Source organism: Pantoea sp. CTOTU50773 (assembly GCF_032082325.1).
Taxonomy (GTDB): Bacteria; Pseudomonadota; Gammaproteobacteria; order Enterobacterales; family Enterobacteriaceae; genus Pantoea; species Pantoea communis.
This window is the reverse complement of record NZ_DAMDQC010000256.1, coordinates 1-3,241: the sequence shown is the minus strand read 5'-3', so window position 1 is coordinate 3,241 and position 3,241 is coordinate 1. Positions and strand designations below refer to the sequence as shown.

Sequence of the window (3,241 nt, the reverse complement as noted above, 5' to 3'; positions counted from 1 at the left end):
GGCCCACAGCCCGCAGCGTGAAGCGCGCGCCCTCTTCTCCCGCCCTTACGTGCTGCCGCCGTATGTGCTGGTGAGCAAAAACACGCTGGGTGCGCCCAAATCACTCAATGACACCGACACGCTGGCGATTACGCCCCAGCATGAGCTCACCGGCTGGCTGACGGAAAATTTCCCCCACATCAAGTTGGTCACCGTTGAGAACGCCAGTATTGCACTACAGATGGTGAATGAAGGTCGGGTGGATAGCGCGGTGAATAACCTAATTGCCGCGCGCTACATGATCGATCGTTACTTCAGTAATCGCCTGCAGATTGTCTCGCGCCTCGGGGAAAATCCCGCGCGGATCGCCTTTGCCGTAGGGCGCGATAACCCGGAACTGCTGAGCATCCTGAACAAGGTGCTGGCGACCATCCCGCCGCGCGATATCTCGCTGCTGGCGATGAAATGGCAGGGCACGCCCGATGTCAAACTCGACACCTGGATGGCCTATCGACACGAGTTTTACTGGCTGGCGGGAATCTTCGCGGTGCTGGTGATCACCTCACTGTTCTGGAACTACCATCTGCACCGCGCGGTGCGTCAGCGTAAAGAGGCGCAGGCGCGACTGCAGGAACAGGCCACCTTCCAGAAAACCCTGTTCAACGGCACGCCGGTGCCGATTTACGTCATTGACCACAAAGGCGAGATGACCAACAAAAATCCGGCCTGGAGCCAGTTCTTCAACGATGCACACTCCAATATCAGCCAATTGCCGCTCAGCGACAGCGCGCATCCGTTGCACGCTATTTGCCAGGCGCAAATGGCCTTACTGGCGGAACAAACGTCAATGGAGATGACACCACAGCGCGGCCAGATCAATAACGGCCACGAACTGCGTGATGTCATCCACCGCGCAGTGGCGTTTCGCGATAATCACGGCAACATCGCCGGAATGATTTGCAGCTGGCAGGATGTGACGGAACATGAACAACTGACCCGCGATCTGCTGCAGGCCAGCGAGCGCGCCGAACAAGCTAACCGCACCAAAAGTACCTTCCTCGCCACTATGAGCCACGAAATCCGCACGCCGATCAGCGCGATTATTGGCTTACTGGAGCTGGCGGTCGCCAATCGTCTGCAACAACCGTGCGATAAAGAATCGGTGCGCGTCGCCTATGAATCCGCGCAATCGCTGATGGGGCTGATTGGCGATATCCTCGACATGGCGAAAATCGAATCGGGCAAGCTGGAACTGTCGCCGGAATGGGTGCGCTTCGATACGCTGGCCGAACCGGTGGTGCGCGTGTTCGAAGGGCTGGCGCGCCAGAAAGGATTGCTGCTGCACTATCAGATTGATGTGCTGCATCCAGATGAACTGCTGCTGGATCCGATGCGTCTGCGGCAAATCCTTTCCAACCTGATCAGCAACGCCATCAAATTCACCGAGCGCGGCACGGTGGAAGTACAAGTGCGTAGCAAACCTGGAGAAGGCGATCGCGCGACGCTGGAACTCACGGTGCAGGATACCGGCATCGGCATCAGCGAAGAGGATCAGCAACTGATATTCAATCCTTACGAACAGTCCGCATCGGGCAAAAAACAGCGCGGCACCGGACTTGGATTGGCGATTTGCGAACAAATGGTGGCGATGATGGCGGGCAGCCTGACGCTGCACAGCCAGCCGGGGCGCGGCACCCGCATCTGCGTGCGTATCCCGGTGGATTGTCGTGAAGCGGTGAGCGCGCCGGTTGAGCAGGTTCGCCAGCAAGATGCCTGCGGCCTGCCGTTAACCATCCTGACGGTGGATGATCATCCCGCCAACCGCCTGCTGCTGAAACGCCAGCTCACCCGACTGGGACACAAAGTGATCGAAGCCGAGGATGGCGAACAGGCGCTGTGGCTGTGGCAGGAAAACCAGATTGATTTGGTGATCACCGATTGCAGCATGCCGGTGATGGATGGCTTCACCCTGACGCGCGAACTGCGTAAAAAACAGCGCGAGCCGCTCACCATTATGGGACTGACCGCCAACGCCCAGCCGGAAGAGCGATCGCGCTGCCTGGAAGCAGGCATGGATGACTGCCTGTTCAAACCGTTGCGCCTGCCGCAGCTGGAAGCACTGCTGCAAAGAGTGCCGCGCCCGACTGTTGTGCCCTATCCCGGCCATGTCGCACTGAATCATCTGCTCGACCTCAACGCCCTGCGCGAACTGGCTCATCAGGACAACGAGATGCTGCAGCGCCTGCTCAGCGCTACCCGCGATGAAAATTTGCATGATATGCAGGTTGCCTGCGCCTGTTTCGACAATCGCGACTGGCCCGCGCTGGAGCGCAGCCTGCACCGTCTGGCAGGTTCGGTGCAGATCATCGGCGCAGTCTCGATTGCCGATCAGTGCCGCGAATTAGAGCAAGCCTGTAGCGCCCCAGCCGATGAACGCCATCTCGGCCAGATGCTTGATGAAACGCTGGGCTGCGTGCATGTGTTGAATCAGGCTATCGAAACCTTTCTCAAAGACGAGTTCAGCGCATGATATGCCCAGCGCCTCAATCCAGGTTGTGCCGCTGGGCAAAATAGAGCACATCCACCAGGTTCTTTAACTCCAGCTTCATCATCAGCCGGCTTTTATAGGTGCTGACGGTCTTATCGCTGATGTTCATGCCTCGCGCAATATCCACCACTTTCTCGCCGCGCGCCAGCTGCCGCAATACATTCAGCTCTTTGGGCGACAGTTCGTCAATTTTGCGCTGGTCGCTGTTTTCATCCTCAAGATGCAAGCCCTGACGCGCACAATTCATCGGGAAAAAGGCATATCCTTTGCTGATAGCGCGAATCGCATCTCTCAGCTCGGTTAACTCTTTGCACTTACTGATAAATCCGTTGGCACCCGCTATGGCACAGCGACGGATATAGTGCTCGCTGTCTTTGCCGGAGAGCACCAGAATGCCTCTCTTGTGCCCGCTCTGGCGCACACGCTTGATGACATCGATACCGTTGAGCACCGGGATATCGATATCAATAATCACTAAATCCGGCTGCAGTTTTTTCACAAACTTTATAGCCTGAATGCCATCGCCCACTTCATCTACGACTACCCGATTATCTTCTTCAAGCAGTATCTTGAGCGCTAATCGCGTGATTGGATGATCGTCAACAATCAGTACCTTTTCCATTTTTCACCCCGTCCCGCGCATTGACCGATAAAGTAGAGCGGCTGGGTGAATTGACGTGCGTCATTAACCGTCAGGCATCAGCTTCAAATTGA

The 3,241-nt window shown here is 56.8% G+C and carries 2 protein-coding genes; one reads left to right on the top strand and one right to left on the bottom strand.

What is annotated here, in order from left to right; genetic code table 11:
• The coding region (locus RT340_RS22375) for an ATP-binding protein (RefSeq protein WP_313377848.1) at nucleotides 1-2,509 on the top strand (2,509 nt) is incomplete at its 5' end.
• 13 nt (nucleotides 2,510-2,522) lie between these two features.
• Here RT340_RS22375 and RT340_RS22370 read toward each other — a convergent pair.
• Nucleotides 2,523-3,149, bottom strand: coding sequence for a response regulator (locus RT340_RS22370; RefSeq protein WP_313377846.1), 627 nt, complete (start codon nucleotides 3,147-3,149; stop codon nucleotides 2,523-2,525).
• Between the last annotated feature and the right edge of the window lie 92 nt (nucleotides 3,150-3,241).

Excerpts from the sequence above, each read along its gene's own strand:
- RT340_RS22370 (WP_313377846.1), bottom strand. The coding sequence starts at position 3,149 with ATGGAAAAGGTACTGATTGTTGACGATCATCCAATCACGCGATTAGCG.